Genomic DNA, 19017 nt, shown 5'->3' on the forward strand with positions numbered 1-19017 from the left:
CAAATAGTCAGAGTAATGGGTCAGTGGGAACGTTTGGGCATCAGGAATCGCTCGACGAGAACGAACAGATCCTGGTAGCGCGCACCGGTGAGTCGAACCAGGAAGTCGATCACCTTGGCGTCGGGGCCGACGAGTACGCGTGGCTTCTTTTTGCGGACTGCGGTGAGGATGATCCGGGCCGCCGCCTGCGGACTGGTGCGTGCGACCCGATCGAACAACTTCGCGAACTGCGCGTGGTCGTAGCCCTCGGCCATCGTGGCGTTGCGGGCCACGTTGGTCTTGACGCCGCCGGGGTGTACGCAGGTGACCGCGACCGGCTTCTTGCCGGTGATCATCTCCTGGCGCAGTGATTCGGTGAAGCCGCGTACCGCGAATTTGGCCGCGTTGTAAGCGCTTTGGCCGGGAGCTCCCATGATGCCGAAGATGCTGGACACGTTGACGACGTGACCGTCGCCGGATGCGATCAGGTGCGGCAGGAAGGCCTTGGTGCCGTTGACCACGCCCCAGTAGTCGACATCGATGATCCGCTCGATGTCCTTGAATTCGCTGACTTCCAGGTCGCCGTGGAAGTCGATACCGGCGTTGTTGTAGATCTGGTTGACCTTGCCGAAGTGCTCCTTGACGACGTCGGCGTAGAGCAGGAAGGCTTCGCGCTCGGCGACGTTCAGCCGATCGGCGCGAACCTCCGCGCCCAGGGCCTTGATCTGACGTTCGGTCTCGGCGAGGCCCTCGTTGTCGATATCGCTGATGGCCACCTTGGCGCCCGAGCGCGCGAGTTCCACCGCCAGTGCACGTCCGATTCCCGAACCCGCACCGGTCACCACGGCCACCTTGCCGCTGAAGCCATCCATGACTACTCCTGACAGATTTACGTTGCGACGCTGACGTCAATCAGTGAGGGTAATGGATGGTGGCGCGGCGCGGTCGGGTGCCGGGTAGGTGGGGTCAGGCCTTGAGGCCAACGCAGATCCAGTCGACCGACACCAGCGGTGGCGTAAACGGGCGCTCCACCGGGCGATGCACGACGACATCGAACCCGGCACGCGAGAAGAGCCGCTCCATTTCCCCGGCCGTGGGAAAGTGCGCAGGTCCGCGTTCTCCGGTTCCGTGCCGCATCCAGCGCCGCTCCCTCGGACAGATCGTGGCGACCGAGACCATGCCGCCCGGGGCGAGTACGCGATAGAACTCCGCCAGTGCCGCGGGCTGATCGAAGAAATGGAATGCCGACGTTGTGACGACCGCGTCCAGAGTGCAGTCCTCGAACGGGAGCTGCTCCGCGGGCGCCTTCCTCCACTGGACGTCGGCGGACCGTGCCCTCGCCTTGGCGAGCATGCCATCGGACATATCGACCCCGTAAACAGATGGCTGGGGCAGCTCGGACTGAATCCGCGACGCCAATATGCCAGTACCACAGGCAATATCGGCGATCCGCCGTGCGTCGTGTGCGCGTAGCTGCCTAATGGTGTCGTTTTGCGCCGGGCTGTAGATGTGGCGCTGCACGAGCGGGAAGTTGTACACCTTCGACATCACGGTCCAGTACCGCGTGACCAGATTATTAAGCGAACGCCGTGGGGCGATGGCAGTCATCGTTGAAACCTAGGATCGGCGCCCGCGGAAAGTCGGTGACTCGTCCTGATCTTTGTGAAAGATACGAGGCCCACGCCCGAAAGCTATGACCGGCCCCAATAACCGGCGAACCGCTGCGATGAACCTTCGAGCAAACCTCCCAACTCGGGTACAGGACGGTAGGGTGCGCAAGGGTCTCACGGATGTGATCGGTGAGGGATACGGGTATTCCACGATGCAGTGGGAGAAGGTTGGAGTCCGCTGATGACGGCGTCACTCAGTGATCGGTTCATGCGTCGGCTGCCGGAAACGGCGCGCCGCGCGGTGGACTGCTTCGCTTCCGAGGTGCCGTACTACGGAATGCTGCCCCGCGAGGTTCTCGACGGTGAGATCACCGAGTTCACCAAGCAGCACTTCCGAATCTTCTCCCGGGTGATGCTGGAATCGCGGGCGCCCACCGAGGACGAATTCGCGGTGTCGATCCTGGCTGCGTCCCGGCGCGCGCAGGAGGACATACCGCTACCGGCGATCCTGGCCGTCTACAACGTCGCCGCTCGGGTCGGCATCGAGACACTCCGGGAGTTGGCAACCCCCGACGAGTTCGATCAGGTGCTGGCCATCAGCATGCAGGTGCAGCGATACCTGCAATTGATGCTTCCTGCCGTCACCGCCGCGTATCTCGAAGAGCGCCAAGGTCTTTATAGTGCGACGACCGAGGCTCGGCGCGACCTCTTCGACGCTCTGGTCAAGGGGGTGCCGTGGACCGATGCCGCCGAACGTGCCAGTGTCACGCTCGCCCTGTCGTACAACGTGCTGTTCCTGTACATGCCCGAGCCCGCAGCCAACACCGTGGTCGCGCGCAGACGTGCGCATCTGGTGCAGGACATCGTCGACGAGCACGCACGCGAGCCCGTGCTCACCTCCCTGGACGGCCGCGGCGGCACCATCTTGCTGCCTGCGGTGGGCGCGGTGGAGTCACTGCTGCCCTTGTTCTCCGAGGTGGCCGGGGGACCGGTCACGCTCGGAGTTTCCCATGCGACCGAGCCCGGTGAGATTGCCGCCGCAGCGGATGAAGCGCGCGAATTGGCCTTGCTCGCATTACGGCTCGGCCGAACACCGGGTGCTTACCGGCTCTCCGATCTGCTGCTGGAGTACCAGATCACCCGTCCGGGCAGAGCCCGGGACCTGCTTGCCGCCACCATCCAGCCACTCGTGGCCCACCCGCATTTGCAGCAGGCGCTTAGTGCGTATCTGCAACACGAGCACGGACGGCAGCTCGCGGCTAAATCGCTGCATGTGCATCCGAATACCCTCGACTACCGGTTGCGCCGGGTCGCAGAACTCACCGGCCTGGACCCCGCGCAGCCCTCGGCCGCACGGACATTGGCGGCGGCCCTGCTAGCGGTTAGAACTGCCGGCGGTATGCCGTCACAATCGTCCGGCAAGTAGCTTCACGACCGCCAGGATCTGCCGGAGATACATGATCACGGCGCGTGGCGACAGGACCGTTGACAATACGGTCCGGACATCGGGTCGCGTGGGTAATGTCTTGCCGCGCATGCGTTCATCAAGCCAGCCGAGCGCGTCATGACCGCCGGACAGTAACAAGAAGACGCGGTCGCTGGCGCGGTCGCGCCGGTAGGTGACCTGTGCGCCACCGGCTATGTAGTCCTCGGCGAGCTGGTCCGTGCTGGAAACCGGCAACAAGACATCGTGGATCGAGTGATAGAGATAAATCGGGGCGGTGGGGATGCGCAGCCCCAGTGTCATCGCGTCGGTGAGGGCGGCGATTTCCGGGGTGTCCATCACCTCCTCGAGCGGGCGATCGAAGATCTTGTTGAAGTTGAGAAATGGCCAGTACAGCAGCGCCTGAATGACGGTGAGACGCTCGGCCTTCTCGACCATCCGGCGTCCTCTTTTGGTGAGGTGCTTCTGCAGAAACTCCTGGATGGAGGGGCTTACCCGCATCATGGCCGCCAGCACGATGATGATGAGGCCCGAAGCGTACTGGCCACTGAGCTGGTGCATGAGGGGGCCGGGTTGGGGTGCGGGCGCGCCGATCAATGCCCCGACCAGGTTGAGTTCGGGTGCGTACTCACCGGCGAGTTCGGCGGCCCAGGCGGTGGCGTTGCCGCCGGCCGAGTACCCCCATACCGCGGTTGGTGTCTGGTTGGTCAAGCGCGGGATGCCGTCCTCACCGGATGCGGCAATCGTGGCGCGCAGCGCGTCCAGCACGTGGTAGCCGGGTTGTTTGGGTGCCATCCAGAGACCCTTCGGGCCCTCATGGTCACTGATGGTGACGATCCAACCCCGTTGGAGTGCGGCAACCGCGAGCAGAAACTCGTTCTGCGACTGGTTGATACCGAAGGTCCGGTGCTGCAGGTAGTAGGAGGGGAATCTCTTGGGGGTGACGGCGTCGATAGCACTCTGAAAGGCCAGCAGCGGCGATTCCGATGTCGCGTTCTTGGGGACAAGCACCGTGGTGACCGTGGTCTCCGGCGCACCGTGCAGGTCGGTGCTGCGATAGAGCACCTGCCAGGCATGCAGCTTCAGCGGGAAGATCCCGAAGAAGCCGATCTGAACTCGCCGGCGTCGCAGGGGTGTTCCGGGTGCGGCCTTCTCCCAGCCGTCAGCCGGACGGAAGAACGGGTCCTGCGGCGACGGTAGTGGCTTGCCAAGTTGCATCGGCCAGGCCTCGATGGGCTGGGTCGCCGGGGCCGACGTGGGCGCAGTGCCGGCTGTCATCTGGCTCCTGTCCTAGCTCTTGTCATCCCGGGTGAATCGATGGGCTGTGCTGATGCCGAAGAAGAATCAGGGGATTTGCGCAGCGTATTCAACAAGAATGATTCGTGGCAACGAATCGACATTGAATCGGGGTTACTCACCAAGGTGCCAGTGTGACCTTGTGGTTCATCACCGATGAGGCAAACGGCCGAAGTCAACCTCGAGACCATTCTCAGGATACATGGGCCACCATCATCGCTGCCCAGAGGGTTGCTAGTGGGGAATGTCGCTACCCAAAATGAACACACTGGTTAATTTTTTGGCACAAAGGATCGGTCTCCGATGCGCTACCTACAGGCGCCCGAGGAACAGCTTCAAGATCCCCCATTGCCAGCGCAGTTGGCTCCGCGCGGCGCGGAAGGTCAACGAGGTCGAGATCACGGTGCGGACGTCCGGTTCCGGCGGCAGGGGTCTGCCCGCTAACCGCGCAGCCAACCATCCAAGGGCGTCACTGCCGCCGAGTACCGCGAGCAGGATGTGCTCGGTGGTCCGGTCGCGCCGGTACGTCACATGCGCGCCGCCCGCGATGTAGTCGTGTGCCAGCTTGTCGGAGGCCGTGATGGGCAGCAGCTGGTCGTGGACGGCGTGGTACAGGTAGACCGGTGCGTTCGGCGTGCGTTGCCCCAGGCGCATTTCGTCGGTGACAGTGCTGATTTCGGGGGTACTCATCAATTCCTCGACGGGCCGATCGACGAGCGTGTCGAAGTTCTTGAAGGGCCACCGCAGCGCCGATTCGACCAGGCCCACCTCCGCCGCTTTGGTGATGATCTGACGGCCACGCCGATTCAGGTGTTCGCCGAGGAATTCGCGTGCACTCGGGTGTGCCCGCATCATCGCGGCCAGCACCGGTGGAATGAGTCCCGAGGCAAATCTGCCGCTGTGTTTGCGCACCAGCGCGCCCGGCTGAGCCGCGGGAGCGCCGAGTAGGGCTCCGGCGACATTGAGTTCCGGAGCGTAGACAGGAGCCATTTCTGCCGCCCAGGTGCTCGCCGTCCCGCCTCCGGAATATCCCCAGAATCCGACGGGGGCATCGGCGGGGAGCTGAGGTATGCCGTGTGTGCCACTGGCGTTCAAGGTAGCTCGCACACCGTCCAGCACGTGGTACCCCGGCTGCCGGGCCACCATCCATAGTCCTTGTGGGCCTTCGTGATCACTCACCGAAACGACCCAACCGCGGGCGAGTGCGGCCACCATCAACAGCAGTTCGTTCTGGGTCTGGTTGAGCCCGAACGTATGCGGGAGCAGCCCATACGAGGGGAAGGCGCGCGGGGATACCGCATCGATGGCGCATTGGTAGGCCAGGACCGGCGACGTCTCATGTGCGTCGCGGGGAACCAGCATCGTTGTCACGGTGGTTTCGGGCGCTCCGTGCAGATCTGTGGTGCGGTAGAGCAGGTGCCAGGCCTGCAGGCGCAGGGGAATTACGCCGAACAGTGCGATCCGAACTTTCCTGCGCCGCAGCAGACTTCCGGGCAGTGTGTTTTCCCAGCCGGACGGAGGGCGATAGAACGGGTCTTCGGGTGAGGGCCTGGGCTTGCCGCTGAGCGGTGGCCATTCCTCCACCGGCAGTGTTATGGGTTCGATAGCGGGTGCGGTCTTGGCCGTCATTGGCGCAGCGTATTGAACACGCGCGCAACGGGGCAGAGGTCCAAGAATGAATCAGGCCCGCCCCCTAAGGGGCGGGCCTGACCTTGGGCTCAATCACTCCTGCGCAGATGTGGGGGCGAAGGCCTCGTCGATGATCTCCTGCTGCTCGACGGCGTGCACCTTCGAGGAACCGGATGACGGCGCCGACATGGCGCGGCGGGAGATCTTGGTCAGACCCGCCAGGCGCGGCACCACCTCGGGCAGGTTCAGACCGAAGGTCGGCCACGCGCCCTGGTTGGCAGGCTCTTCCTGTACCCAGATGTACTGTGCGCCATCCGGATAACGGCTGAGAGTCTCCTCCAGGCGATACCGCGGGATGGGGTACAGCTGCTCGATGCGCACGATCGCAACGTCGTCACGCTTGTCGGCAGTCTTACGTGCCAGCAGGTCGTAGTACAGCTTGCCGCTGGTCAGCAGGATCCTGCGGACCTTGCTGCGATCGCCGACCCCGTCCTCGTAATTGGCTTCTTCGAGGACAGAGCGGAACTTGCGGTCGGTGAAGTCCTTGATATCGCTGACCGCAGCCTTGTTGCGCAGCATGGACTTCGGTGTGAAAACCACCATCGGCCGGGTGATGCCGTCCAGCGCGTGCCGGCGCAACAGGTGGAAGTAGTTCGCGGGTGTCGAGGGCATCGCGACCGTCATCGAGCCCTCGGCGCACAGCTGCAGGAACCGTTCGATACGGCCCGAGGTGTGGTCGGGGCCCTGTCCCTCGTGGCCGTGGGGGAGCAGCAGTACCACTTCGGAGAGCTGCCCCCACTTGGCCTCGCCGGAGGAGATGAACTCGTCGATGATGGACTGCGCGCCGTTGACGAAGTCGCCGAACTGGGCCTCCCACAACACCATTGCGTCGGGGTTGCCCACCGAGTAGCCGTATTCGAAGCCGACGGCCGCGTACTCGGACAGCGATGAGTCGTGCACCACGAGGTGGCCGCCGGTGGGGTTGCCTTCGGCGTCGACACTGACCAGCTGCAAGGGACTGAACTCATCGCCGTTGTGCCGGTCGATGATCACCGCGTGGCGCTGGGTGAAGGTGCCACGCTTGGAGTCCTGGCCCGACAAGCGCACTACCTTGCCCTCGGCGACCAGGGTGCCGAATGCCAGGAGCTCGCCGAAGGCCCAGTCGACCTTGCCTTCGTAGGCCATTTCGCGGCGCTTCTCCAGCACGGGCTTGACGCGCGGATGCACGCTGAAGTCCTCGGGTACCGCCAGGAAGGCGTCACCGATGCGCTGCAGCAGTGCCTTGTCGACGGCGGTGACCAGCTTCTGCGGGAGCTGCTGGTCTTCTTCCACGGACTCGCTGGGCCGCTGCTGGTACTTCTCCAGGTCGCGGACCTCGTTGAACACCCGCTCCAGCTGACCTTGGTAGTCGCGGAGGGCGTCCTCGGCTTCCTTCATCGAGATGTCGCCGCGGCCGATGAGGGATTCGGTGTAGGTCTTGCGCACACCGCGCTTGGTGTCGATGACCTCGTACATCTGCGGGTTGGTCATCGAGGGATCGTCGCCCTCGTTGTGGCCGCGCCGGCGGTAGCAGACGAGGTCGATGACGACGTCCTTGTTGAACTTCTGCCGGAAGTCGACGGCCAGGCGTGACACCCAGACGCAGGCCTCGGGGTCGTCCCCGTTCACGTGGAAGATCGGGGCGCCGATCATCTTCGCGATATCGGTGCAATATTCGGTGGAGCGGGAATGCTCCGGCGCGGTGGTGAAACCGATCTGGTTGTTCACCACGATGTGAATGGTGCCGCCGGTGCGGTAGCCGGGCAGGTTGGCCAGGTTCAAGGTTTCCGCGACCACACCCTGCCCGGCGAATGCGGCGTCACCGTGCAGCATCAACGGCACCACGGTGAAGCGGCCACCATCGGTGCCGACGTCGAGAAGATCCTGCTTGGCGCGAACCAGGCCCTCCAGTACCGGGTCGACCGCCTCAAGGTGCGAGGGGTTGGCCGTCAGCGACACCTCGATGTCGTTGTCACCGAACATCTGGATGTAGGTGCCCGAGGCGCCCAGGTGGTACTTGACGTCGCCGGAGCCGTGGGCCAACGCCGGGTTCAGGTTGCCCTCGAACTCGGTGAAGATCTGCGAGTACGGCTTACCGACGATGTTGGCCAGCACGTTCAGCCGGCCGCGGTGCGGCATACCGATGACCACTTCGTCGAGGCCGTGTTCGGCGCTCTGATCGATGACGGCGTCCATCATGGGTATGACGCCCTCGGCGCCTTCCAATGAGAAGCGCTTCTGCCCAACGTATTTGGTGGCCAGGAAGGTCTCGAATGCCTCGGCCGCGTTGAGCTTGGAAAGGATGTACTTCTGCTCGGCGACGGTCGGCTTGTCGTGCTTGACCTCGATGCGCTCCTGCAGCCACTTCTGCTGCTCGGGCTCCAGGATGTGGGTGTACTCCACCGCGGCGTGCCGGCAGTACGCGTCGCGCAGCACCGAGAGCACGTCGCGCAGCTTCATGTACTCCTGGCCCTTGAATCCCGAGACCTTGAACTCGCGGTCCAGGTCCCACAGGGTCAGCCCGTGGCTGAGCACATCCAAATCGGGGTGGCTGCGGAAACGGGTCTTGTCCAGGCGCAGCGGATCGGTGTCGGCCATCAGGTGCCCCCGGTTGCGATATGCCGCAATCAGTTCCAGCACTCGGGCGTTCTTGTCGACGACGGAGTCGGGGTTGTCGACGCGCCAGCGCACCGGCTCGTACGGGATGCCCAACTCGCGGAAGATGTCATCGAAGAAGTCGTCGGAGAGCAGTAGCTGGTGCACCGTGCGCAGGAAGTCGCCGGACTCAGCGCCCTGGATGATGCGGTGATCGTAGGTGGACGTCAGCGTCATGTGCTTGCCGATGCCCAGATCCGAGATGCGCTCCTCGCTGGTGCCCTGGAACTCCGCGGGGTATTCGAGCGCACCGGCGCCGATGATGGCGCCCTGTCCGCGCATGAGGCGCGGCACCGAGTGCACGGTGCCGATGGTGCCCGGGTTGGTCAGCGAGATGGTGACTCCGGAGAAGTCCTCGGCGGTGAGCTTGCCGTCCCTGGCCCGGCGCACGATGTCCTCGTAGGCGTTGATGAACTGGCCGAAAGCCATTTCCTCGCAACCCTTGATGGCTGCCACCACCAGGGTGCGGTTGCCGTCCTTGCCGGGGAGGTCGATGGCCAGACCCAGGTTGACGTGTGCGGGGGTGATGGCGACCGGCTTACCGTCCACTTCGGCGAAATGCCGGTTCATGTTCGGGAAGTTCTTGACGGCCTGGACGATGGCGTAGCCCAGCAGATGGGTGAAGGAGATCTTGCCGCCGCGGGTGCGCTTGAGGTGATTGTTGATGACGATGCGGTTGTCGATCATCAGCTTGGCCGGGACGGCCCGGACGCTCGTGGCGGTCGGGATCTCCAGGGAGGCCGACATGTTTTTCACCACGGCCGCGGCGGCGCCGCGCAGCACCTGCGTCTCGTCACCTTCGGCGGACGGGATGGGAGCAGCGGCCGGCTTCGGCGCCGGGGCGGCAGCGGCGGCCGGCTTCGGTGCGGCGGCGGGGGAGGCGGCCGGCTTTGGTGCGGGGGCGGCCGGTGCCGCGGGCGCGGGGGTCGCTGGTGGTGCGGGCGCGGGTGCGGGTGCGGCGGCGGATTGGCCATTGGAGACATCGGTGGCGGGCTCGGCCACATAGTCGGCAAGAAATTCGTGCCAGCTGGAGTCCACCGAGGACGGGTCTTCCTTGAATCGCTGGTACATCTCTTCGACCAGCCATTCGTTCTGCCCGAATTGGGGATTTGAACCGTTCACGGCAGTCTTCGCCTCGCTCCGTCTCGTTCGATATTCAGTCCGTTCAGCGACCGGTACCAGGCTAACGCGTCGCCAAAAGGGGTGAGGTGTCACGGTGATATGACAGAGGCGACATCATCGGCGCCGCTGATGGCCGAAGGGTGGCTGGACCGTGAACAGCCAACCCTTCCGGTTGCTAGGTCTTGGGCGCGACCAGACGCAGTTGCACCGGCCACACGGTCGGTGCCGGCCCAAAGGCATTACGCGCGTTGGTAATGATCCGCTTGCCGATGAACCGGTTGCCACCAGCGCCGATGACGGCGCCGATCCCGGCCGGCAACAGCTTGCCGAACGCCATGGCCCCGCGTTTCACCGCGAATTTCTTGGTGAACCGCTTGAGCAGGGTGGCGTTGAGATGACTGAGCGCGGGTACCGGCAGCGTCGAGGTCGCGTCGGCCAGCCAGCCGCCGCCGACGGTGCGTTCCTTGCCCAGCACGTCCGAGACGGTTGTCTCACCGTCCTCGCCGAGTAAGACAGCGAGCACCAGTGTGTGCCGATGTTCGATCTTGGCGACCTCGATGTCGTGGACCGCCGCCAGCGCGAGGGTGAACAGGGACGTCGCCTCCAGGAACAGCACTGCCTCTCCGGCGGTGGCCGACAACGCCGCCAGAGTGCCCACCCCGGGGAAGGCGGCGGCGGCGCCGACTGCTGCGCCGCTGCCCATCACCGTCGCCAGATAGCGCTTCTCCAACATCGTGATGATCTCGCCGGGTGCTGCGCCCGGGTGGGAGGCTCGTAGTTTCTGGACATACGCGCGGACCGCGGGTTCCTGAACTTTGGTGCTCTGGTCCAGGATCAGCGAGAGCAGCTTGCCGGAGGCTCCGATTTTGGTTTCTTTGCCCTTGCCTCCCAGGGCGAGCTGCCGCTGCGGTTCGGTGAAGCGAGTGCTCATCGGCGTGTGTTCCTTCAGTGCGGTGGGCTGGATGGGTCCACTGGTTGTGAGCGAAGATTTTGTCTTCACAGTAATGAAGACGAATGACGAGCGCTTTTCGTTCCTACGCCGGGGGTTGATCGGGTGTGTTTCAGATGACTGCTTGACCTCATCCAGCACTTTTGCTCACCGAGGGTGCGGTATTGGCCTGGCAGGTCGCGAGATGGATTCGGACGGCGGCGAGCAAAGCCGCAGCGGGTGGAATCACCGCGGAATAGCCGTGGCGGCGCTGCTGGCCGCGGTGGCAGCGTTGATTGACTTATTCGGGTCGCGCCAGAGGTTCGGCGACGTCGATGGGGATATGGTGCAGGACGGGTACCGGGGGCGACTCATCACACCGTCGCTGGGCATGGAATTGGTGAGATCCAACTCACATTTGTTAGGAAACGGAAGGTTTTGCGGCGTGCGAGCGCTGACCACTGAGATGACAGCTGCCCGGAGTGAGACGACCACGGACGCTCCGACACCGGTCGATTCGGTCTCTCCCCCCACCACTCGGTTGGGCAGGGCGTGGCTCATCACCGTGTTGGGTGCGATGGTTGCCCTGGGGCCGCTCACCATCGACATGTACCTCCCGGCCCTGCCCGACATCGGGACGGATCTGCATGTCACCTCGACCCTGACGCAGCTGACCCTGACCGGGACGCTGCTCGGATTGGGACTGGGACAGCTCCTCGTGGGTCCGTTATCGGATTCGCTGGGGCGGCGTCTGCCGCTGATTGCCGGGGCGACCCTGCATATTTTGGCGTCGTTGGCCATCACGGTGGCTCCGAACATCGTGGTGCTGGGTGTGCTGCGGGCGATCGAGGGCGTGGGTGCCGCGGCGGCAATGGTCGTGGCGATGGCCGTGGTGCGCGACCTCTACACCGATAAGGCGGCCGCCACCGTGATCTCCCGACTGACGCTGGTGATCGGCATCGCGCCGATCCTCGCCCCGTCGCTGGGGGCGGCAGTGCTGGTGCACGGGTCATGGCAGCACGTGTTCGCGGCCCTGTCATTTCTGGGAGTGCTGCTGCTGATTCTCGCGGTCCTGGCACTGCCCGAGACGCTGCCACCCGCCGCCCGGCGGCCCTTGCAGGTGACGGCAATCTTGCGGACCTATCGCGATCTTCTGCGTGACAAGGTGTTCGTGGTCCTGGCGCTCGTCGCCGGACTGTCGCTATCAGGCCTGTTCGCTTACATCTCGGGTGCGTCGTTTGTGCTGCAGGGCCAGTACGGCATGAATCAGCAGGTGTTCGCGGTCGCGTTCGGCGCCGGCGCCATTGCGTTTGTCGCGGCCTCACAGCTGAACGTGGTGTTGCTCAAACGATTCGAACCGCAGCAGATCGTGCAGTGGTGCCTGTCGCTGGCTCTGATTCCCGCTGCGGTACTGCTGGTGCTGGCTGGGCTCGGGGTTGGTGGGCTCGTCGGCTTCGTGGCTCCGGTGTGGACATTGATGGCGTTCATGGGATTCGTCATTCCCAACGCGCCTGCCCTGGCTTTGTCTCGTCACGGTGAGGCGGCCGGTACCTCGGCGGCGGTGCTGGGCGCCGCACAGTTCGGTGTCGGAGCCGTGATCGCGCCGTTGGTTGGTGCGTTGGGCAATAACGCACTCGCTGTGGCCGTTGTGATGATGGTCGGCGTTGTACTGGCCCTGGCGGGGTTGGCCGCCGTGAGAAGCCGTGCCACCACCTGAGCGGCGACTAGATTCCGGAGCTGTAGACCAGGACTATCCGCGGCCGTGGACGACGTTGTGGGTGGTGCTCTTCGGACTGTTCATGATCCTGCTCGACTCGACCATCGTGTCGGTCGCCAATCCCGCCATCAAGGCCGCTTTCAGTGCCGACTACTCGGCGACGGTATGGGTCACCAGCGCCTATCTGCTGGGTTACGCGGTGCCACTGCTGATCACCGGGCGACTTGGGGATCAGTTCGGCCCGAAGTCCATGTACTTGGCGGGATTGGCGGTTTTCACCGCCGCCTCATTGTGGTGTGGACTCGCCGGATCGATCGGTTGGCTTATCGCTGCACGGGTAGTGCAGGGGTTCGGCGCGGCGATGTTGACCCCGCAGACACTGACGGTGGTGCAGCGAGTGTTCCCGCCACAGCGGCGCGGAACAGCCATGGGGGTGTGGGGTGCGGTCGCCGGGATCGCGACTCTGGTGGGCCCGGTTGCCGGTGGCCTGTTGGTCGACGGGTGGGGGTGGCAGTGGATCTTCTATGTCAACGTTCCGGTGGGTGTGCTGGGAATGATCCTGGGCGCCATCTACATTCCGCGCATGGCGACGCATCCGCATCGGCTGGATCTACTCGGCATGGCGCTCTCGGCTGTGGGCATGTTCGCGTTCGTGTTCGCGCTGCAGGAGGGGGAGAGCTTTCACTGGGCGCCCGGGGTGTGGGCGATGATGGCCGCCGGTCTGGCGGTCCTGGGCGTGTTCGTGTGGTGGCAGTCGGTGAATCGGGGCGAGCCACTGATTCCGTTGCGGTTGTTCACGGACCGCAACTTCTCACTCGCCGGTGTCGGTATCGCGTCAATGGGCTTTTGCGTGATCTCCACTGGTTTGCCCATGATGTTCTACACGCAATTGGCGCTGGGTTTCTCGCCGACGAAGGCGGCATTGACGCAGGCACCGACCGCGATCGTGAGCGGGATCTTGGCGCCGGTGACCGGCTGGCTTGTTGACCGGGTCCGTCCCTCGATACTGATCGGCGGCGGTGTCACGCTGATGATCGCGTCCACGTTGTGGTGGACGGCACTGATGCGGCCCGAGACGCAGATGTGGCAGTTGATGTTGCCTGCGGCGGGTATCGGTGCTGCCATGGCATGCATCTGGGGACCATTGGCGACCACCGCGACGCGGAATCTGCCCACCGAGGTGGCCGGGGCCGGTTCCGGTGTTTACAACACGCTGCGCCAGGTCGGAGGTGTGCTGGGCAGTTCGGCAATGGGGGCGTTGATGACAGCGCGTTTGGCTGCCGAAATCCCTTCAATGCCAGCCAATTCCGATTCCGATGGGGTGTTGCCGCCTGGGCTGCGCGCGCCATTCTCGGCGGCGATGGCGCAATCCATGCTGTTGGGTATCGCCGCGTTGGTCGTGGGCCTGCTGGCGGCCTTGTTCATGCGGCCGGCCGCCCTAAAGGTAGGTGCCGTGCCCCTCGATCACATTGTCCCCATCGAAGATTAGGACCTCGTTGACGAGGCCACCCCGGTGGTTTCGGTAGTTGATGACGAGGGCATTGGCGCCCACGTAGGTGCCGATCGGTTCGAAATGTAGGTCAGGGTTGCGGGTGAGGGCATCGGCCCAGTAGGCGCGAATGGCGTCCTTGCCCCGAAAGACGCCCCCGGTTTCTGGGGCGATCTCGGCACCATAGGCGGAGGTAAAGACGGCGTTGTCGTGGAAATGCGCGAGTACTGCGTCGATGTCGTGGGCGTTCCACGCCTCGAACCAGTCCCGACTGAACCCGTGAGGATCGACGGTGAGTGTCATGCTCGGGTGGCGAATAGCACCGCGGGGTTCAGGAATCCGGTCGGATCGAAGGCTGCTTTGACGGCGCGCATGGCGGCGATGTCGCCCGGTGTGCGGGCCATGCCGAGATAGTCACGTTTGATCGTCCCGACCCCATGCTCGGAACTGACATTGCCGCCCAGGTCGGCGATGAGCGTCATCATGGGCTGATACAACGCGGTGGAGTCGGGGCAGCGCAACACATTTAAGTGCAGGTTGCCCTCGCCGACATGGCCGAACAGCACGGGTATGGCATCGGGGACGGTCGCGGCGATGAGCGCGGTGGCGCGCTGCTCGAACTCGCCGATATGTTTCAGGGGCAGCGCGACATCGAATTTCAGGGGTGGGCCGTACACGCCGAGCTCCTCGGCGATGGATTCGCGTACCTGCCAAAGACGCTCGCGGGAGGTGGCATCCAAACCGACGGCGGCCTGATCCGCCACTCCGGCGGCTTCGAGTGCCTCGGCCAGGTCTTCGGTGGGATCGCTATCGCGGGCGAGTTCGATGAGCAGCAGCCATGGGTTGGCGACGGGGCTCGGTATGCCCAACCTGGCGTCCATGAGTTCCAGGGCCGCGATTCCACTGAGGTCGCGGAAGATCCGGCTCGCCTCGACCAACTGATCCAGATCGTCGAACCCGGTGATCGCGGCGACGCTGTGTTTCGGTACCGGGTGCAGGCGCAGTTCGAGCGCCGTGATGACGCCGAGGGTGCCCTCGGCGCCGACGAACAGGCTGGTGAGGTCGTAGCCGGTGTTGTCGGCGCGAACATCGCTGTGGCGCTCCATGATTGATCCATCGGGCAGGGCAACCTGCAGGCCGATGACTTGCTCGCGCATGTTGCCATAGCGCACCGTGCGCAGGCCGCCGGCGTTGGTTGATGCCATGCCGCCCAGGGTGGCCGAGTCGCGGGAGCCGATGTCGACGCCGAACTGCAGGCTCTCCTTGGCGGCGGCCTGTTGCAGTGCGGCCAGGGTGACCCCGGAACCCACGCGTACGCGTCGATCGATCGTGTCGATGGTGCCGATCTCGGTGAGTCGCTCGGTGGACAGCAGTACGTCGTCGTGCTCGGGAACGGTCCCGGCGACCATCGACGTGCGGCCGCCCTGGGTGGTGACGGGGGTCCCGTGCTCCTTGCAGGCCTTCAGGATTGCGCCGGTTTCCGTGGCGGAACCGGGGCGGATCAGCAGGCTCGCGGCGCCGCGATAGCGGCCGGTGTGATCGATGGTCCGTCCCGTCAGCACGTCAGCGTCGGTACTGACATACCGGTCGCCAACAATCTGGACAAGGGCATCGACGAGCGCGGACATAGACCTCAGTCTGGCATGGGCTACTGCGCCAGGTCCGGACTTAGCGCCAAGAACGCCCCCAGCTCCACCAGTCCGTCGGGTGTGGCCGGCAGATACTCGGTCAATGCCGGCGATCGGACGATCACCGCCTGGAACTTCGCGCGACTGATCGCCACGTTCAAGCGGTTTCTGTTCAGCAGGAACGACATCCCGCGCGGTACGTCATCGACGGCCGAGGCCGTCATCGATACGAACACCACCGGTGCTTGGCGGCCCTGGAACTTGTCCACTGTCCCCACCAACACCTCGTCCAATCCGGCAGCGGCCAGCGCGGCTCGCACCGTCAATACCTGCGCGTTGTACGGAGCCACCACCAGCACATCGGACTGCGCCAATGGCCGGGTCCCGGATTCATCGGTCCACTCCGAACCGATGAGCTCCGTGATCTCCGAGGCGATCGCCTCGGCTTCCTGCGGACTGCTGGTCGCGTTTCCGTGATGATCCACCAGCCGCGTCCGGACCCCGGGCAGCTGCCCGGCCAAGTTGCGTGGCGGGGCCGCGGACTCGAGCTCGCCATCGTAAGAAAGCTGTGAGACCTGTTGGCATAGTGTGGGATGCATCCGGTACGAGCGCTCCAAGAAGTACCCTCGCTCGGCGGGCAGCGCGCCATGGCCTTCGACCAGCCAGCCCAGCGCGGAGCAGTCCACCGGCTCGGGGTGCACACCCTGCGACACCTGCGGCAGCTGCTGCGGATCACCGAGCAGCAGCAGGTTCTGTGCTCCCCGTGCGACTGCCAGCGTGTTCGCCAGACTGAACTGGCCCGCCTCGTCAATCACCAGCAGCCGCAGCACCCCATCGGCCACGCGGGTGGTGTTCGCGAAATCCCATGCGGTGCCGCCGATGACGGCGCCCTCACCGGCGTGGGATGCGATGAAACCCGCATAGTCGCTGTCACGAATCTGGGTCCACGCGGCATCGCCGCTGTAGGGCGAGGCCTTCTTGGCCACCCGTTCTGGCGGTACACCTGCCGCGACTATCTGATCGAGGAGGTGTTCTACAACGGCGTGGGATTGGGCCACCACACCGACAAGCCACGCTTCCTGCGTCACTAGTTCGGCAATGACGCGCGCTGCCGTGAAGGTCTTACCGGTTCCCGGTGGGCCGTGTACGGCAAGGTAGGACGAGTCCAGATTCCGCAATGCGGAAGCAATGGCTTCGGCGTATCCGCCGTCGCCCACAGGTGGCAATTGCGCGCCACGAGGGTTGCGGCGCAACAGAATATCGATGGATGCGGTGCTGGGCATATCGGGAAGGCCGTGGGCAACGTCCACGGCGACCTGCTCGATGGCGGATTCCAGTGCCTTGGTCATCACCGGTGCGCCGGGTGCCAGGGCCATCGGCATCTCCGTGAACACCTCGCCGTTCTTCGGCGTGAGCTCCTGGATCGTCACATCCACGGGTACGCCGCCGGATTCGGTGATCTCCACTACGGTGGCCGAACCAGATGCCCGGCGGTCGGGGTCCCCGTCGCCGAGCCCTGCGGGAGCGGGGGGCTCGTAAAGCGCGTAGACACTGTCATCGAGGACGCCGCCAGCGAGGTCGCCCGTCAGCCTCACATGTCGCCGGAGCTTGCGCTGGCTACCTGATTTATGCCAGTCCTCGATCAGTTCCGCGCCCTCCACGATGAAGACTCCCGCCGTGTCGGCCCATTCGTCGACGGGATTGTTCAACCTATCGAAGTGGCTCCACCAGAATGGTTTTCGCTCCCGGGTGTGATATCCGCGCGCCGCCGAAACCATGGCCGCCGCCGTTTGATCGGCGCGCCGGTCGGTGGGACCGCCATCGCCGACGAACGCCGCCAACGCCGCGCCGACCTCATCGGGCTCCGGCTCGTCCTTTTCGCCGACAGCGGCAGAGGAGGACAAGTGAGTAATGCCGTGCTCGAATGCTCGTACCAGTAGCCAGTCTCGGAGCTTTCGTGTGGAGGCGCAGTCATACCGGTTGTACTCGGCGATGGAGTCCAACACCTCTTGCGCTGCGGGGTCGCCGCTGTCGCGCAGCGCGCAGTAGCGTGCGTATTCGTTGATCGAGTCCACCGCGGTGGTGACATCACCGGAGCGTTTTCCGGATTCGATGAACAGCGGCTCCAGCGCCTTGAGCCCGTAACCGCTGGATCCGGAGCGAATGCTTTTGCGTACCACGGGATAGAGGTCAACCAACACGTTGTCCCGAAGGAGATCGTCGATCTGCTCCTCGCCGACGCCGTACCGCCCGGCGAGGCGCAGCAGTGCGGTCTTCTCGTACGCCGCGTAGTGGTAGACGTGCATCCCTGGATATCGGCGGCGACGTTTGGCTACCAGGTCCAGGAAGGTGGTCAGGGCCTTACGTTCGCTGTGGCGATCGTGAGCCCAAATCGGCCGGAACTTCTCATTTCCGGACCGGTCGTACTCAAGCACGCCAAAGAGGTATTCCAGCCCCCATTGCACGCCGTCTGCCGTCCAGAGCGGATCGCCCTCGAAGTCGAAAAAGATGTCGCCAGGGTTGGGTGCTGGCATCGTGCCCAGTGGAATCGGGTCGGCTACCTCGAATTGTGTTGCACCGCTATCGCGTTGGCGCACCTGCAACTGAGACTGTGCCACCAACTGTTGCAGACTGCGCGCCGACAGATCGGGGACCGGCTCGACACGTGTGGCCAGCTCTTCGACGGTGCCGACTCCGGCCTCCAGCAGCGCCGCACGCTGGCTGATCCGCATGCCCGCGACAAGTAACAAGTCGTCAGTGCGATCGACCTCCGGCTCGCACGCGGGACAGCGGAAGCAGGCGCGCACGCGCGCATCTGACCACTGGACCGCAGCACCGCCCGACAAATGGCGATCAAGCAAGTCCTGCAACTGGATTCGTCGTTGGCGATACACGCCAACCAGATCGGCGACCGGATAGTCGACGGTCGAACGGTCGCCCAAAATCAACCGCACCTCCGGCGACACCGGCACATCCGCCGCCATCAGGCTGTCGGCGTAGGCCGCCAACTGCAGCAATGCGGTCACCTTGGCGCTGCGGGCCAGTTTGGTATCGCAGACACGGTATGTCTGACTCTCCCGAACCACGAAGTCCGCGAAACCGAGGAACCGGCCGTCGAACATGGCGGCCTGGTACACCACCGGATGCCCGTCGTCGAAGGCCCGTTTGGTCGCGGCCGCCGCAGCATTCAGTCCATCGAGTGTGAATGTGGGAGGAAACGGGATGCTGGCCACCCCGAAGCCGAAGCGCTTCTGCAGTTCGGCGAGATGGTGAGCCTCGTGAGCGTCACCCAAAGTCGCGGTGCGCGCCAGTAGTTCATCGTCACGCGGGGGCGTAGGCCCCCAACCGAGTTTGGCATCGAACACCCGCAGCAGGGCGTATTCACAGCGGGCGGCGGAGGCAAGATCCGAAGCGCTGTAGACGACCCGGCCGTCGAGGACGAACACCCGATCACTCTAGGTGCTGGCACCGACGGATCGCG

12 protein-coding genes are annotated in these 19017 nt (G+C 64.5%); 3 read left to right on the forward strand and 9 right to left on the reverse strand.

What is annotated here, in order from left to right; genetic code table 11:
- Nucleotides 1–20 precede the first annotated feature (20 nt).
- Both AOT87_RS03030 and AOT87_RS03035 read right to left on the reverse strand, forming a co-directional pair.
- The gene (locus AOT87_RS03030; RefSeq protein WP_046252929.1) at nucleotides 21–851 is read right to left on the reverse strand and encodes an SDR family oxidoreductase; all 831 of its coding nucleotides are present in this window, start codon (nucleotides 849–851) and stop codon (nucleotides 21–23) included.
- A 94-nt stretch (nucleotides 852–945) separates the two neighbouring features.
- Complete coding sequence (locus AOT87_RS03035) at nucleotides 946–1587, reverse strand: class I SAM-dependent methyltransferase (RefSeq protein ID WP_057967696.1); 642 nt, start codon at nucleotides 1585–1587, stop codon at nucleotides 946–948.
- A 243-nt stretch (nucleotides 1588–1830) separates the two neighbouring features.
- Between AOT87_RS03035 and AOT87_RS03040 the strand changes: the two genes are divergently transcribed.
- Nucleotides 1831–3015 carry a helix-turn-helix domain-containing protein gene (locus tag AOT87_RS03040; protein ID WP_057967700.1) on the forward strand — a complete coding sequence of 395 codons (1185 nt, stop codon included), beginning with the start codon at nucleotides 1831–1833 and terminating at the stop codon, nucleotides 3013–3015.
- Here AOT87_RS03040 and AOT87_RS03045 read toward each other — a convergent pair.
- The 4 genes from AOT87_RS03045 to AOT87_RS03060 all read right to left on the reverse strand — a co-directional run bounded on the left by AOT87_RS03045 (nucleotide 2995) and on the right by AOT87_RS03060 (nucleotide 10705).
- Nucleotides 2995–4311, reverse strand: a complete 1317-nt coding sequence (locus AOT87_RS03045) for a lipase family protein (RefSeq protein WP_057967697.1) — start codon at nucleotides 4309–4311, stop codon at nucleotides 2995–2997. The genes AOT87_RS03040 and AOT87_RS03045 overlap by 21 nt on opposite strands.
- Nucleotides 4312–4641: 330 nt before the next feature.
- Nucleotides 4642–5958 (reverse strand): lipase family protein, encoded by a 1317-nt coding sequence (locus tag AOT87_RS03050; RefSeq protein WP_057967698.1) that lies wholly within the window; start codon nucleotides 5956–5958, stop codon nucleotides 4642–4644.
- Nucleotides 5959–6051: 93 nt separating this feature from the next.
- Nucleotides 6052–9774 carry a multifunctional oxoglutarate decarboxylase/oxoglutarate dehydrogenase thiamine pyrophosphate-binding subunit/dihydrolipoyllysine-residue succinyltransferase subunit gene (locus tag AOT87_RS03055; RefSeq protein ID WP_081343199.1) on the reverse strand — a complete coding sequence of 1241 codons (3723 nt, stop codon included), beginning with the start codon at nucleotides 9772–9774 and terminating at the stop codon, nucleotides 6052–6054.
- A 175-nt stretch (nucleotides 9775–9949) separates the two neighbouring features.
- Nucleotides 9950–10705, reverse strand: a complete 756-nt coding sequence (locus AOT87_RS03060) for a hypothetical protein (RefSeq protein WP_057969273.1) — start codon at nucleotides 10703–10705, stop codon at nucleotides 9950–9952.
- A gap of 442 nt (nucleotides 10706–11147) precedes the next feature.
- Between AOT87_RS03060 and AOT87_RS03065 the strand changes: the two genes are divergently transcribed.
- A complete protein-coding gene (locus AOT87_RS03065; protein ID WP_057969285.1) occupies nucleotides 11148–12419 on the forward strand; it encodes a Bcr/CflA family efflux MFS transporter in 1272 nt (423 codons plus the stop codon).
- An 82-nt stretch (nucleotides 12420–12501) separates the two neighbouring features.
- Nucleotides 12502–13908, forward strand: a complete 1407-nt coding sequence (locus AOT87_RS03070; RefSeq protein WP_234796215.1) for a DHA2 family efflux MFS transporter permease subunit — start codon at nucleotides 12502–12504, stop codon at nucleotides 13906–13908.
- Here the strand turns inward: AOT87_RS03070 and AOT87_RS03075 are convergent.
- Genes AOT87_RS03075 through AOT87_RS03085 form a run of 3 tightly spaced genes read right to left on the reverse strand, consistent with a single transcriptional unit; the run spans nucleotide 13858 to nucleotide 18982 of the window.
- Nucleotides 13858–14211 (reverse strand): nuclear transport factor 2 family protein, encoded by a 354-nt coding sequence (locus tag AOT87_RS03075; RefSeq protein ID WP_057969275.1) that lies wholly within the window; start codon nucleotides 14209–14211, stop codon nucleotides 13858–13860. The genes AOT87_RS03070 and AOT87_RS03075 overlap by 51 nt on opposite strands.
- Nucleotides 14208–15536, reverse strand: coding sequence for an FAD-binding oxidoreductase (locus AOT87_RS03080; RefSeq protein WP_057969276.1), 1329 nt, complete (start codon nucleotides 15534–15536; stop codon nucleotides 14208–14210). The genes AOT87_RS03075 and AOT87_RS03080 overlap by 4 nt, the downstream gene beginning before the upstream one ends.
- Before the next feature lie 20 nt (nucleotides 15537–15556).
- Entirely contained in the window at nucleotides 15557–18982 is a 3426-nt protein-coding gene (locus AOT87_RS03085) for a TM0106 family RecB-like putative nuclease (RefSeq protein ID WP_057969277.1), read from the reverse strand.
- Nucleotides 18983–19017: the final 35 nt, after the last annotated feature.

The sequence above is a fragment of the Mycobacteroides sp. H003 genome (assembly GCF_001440135.1).
Lineage (GTDB): Bacteria > Actinomycetota > Actinomycetes > Mycobacteriales > Mycobacteriaceae > Mycobacterium > Mycobacterium gwanakae.